This is a genomic window from Clostridium sp. DFI.1.208, from assembly GCF_024463855.1.
Taxonomy (GTDB): domain Bacteria; phylum Bacillota_I; class Bacilli_A; order Erysipelotrichales; family Erysipelotrichaceae; genus Clostridium_AQ.
The window spans coordinates 1-283 of the sequence record NZ_JANGCA010000281.1; the positions used below are offsets into that span (position 1 = coordinate 1).

The window sequence follows — 283 nt, forward strand, 5'->3', positions numbered from 1 at the left end:
ATAAAATTTATCAGGTGTAACTTCTGCTGCAGGAAAAGAATCTAAATTTAAGTTTTTGGTAATAACATAATTTGAAGTATTACTTCGATCGTCAAAAGGTGCGTTACATTCCATAAACTTAATGAAATCCTCTTCTGACGAAATAGCAGTTCCAGCTTTGTAAGTAATAGTTTCTTCGCTAATCAGATTTTTATTATCTAAAGCTTGATATTGATTAGTAACATAAAGGTAATAGGCTTTAGGATTACTCACTTCAACACTAATTTTATTACCATTCCAATTC

Annotated in this window: 1 protein-coding gene; it reads right to left on the minus strand. The window is 29.7% G+C overall.

Annotated features, from left to right (window positions below; all coding sequences use genetic code 11):
- A partial coding sequence (locus tag NE665_RS24375) for a hypothetical protein (protein ID WP_256302766.1) occupies positions 1-283 on the minus strand: 283 nt, incomplete at both ends.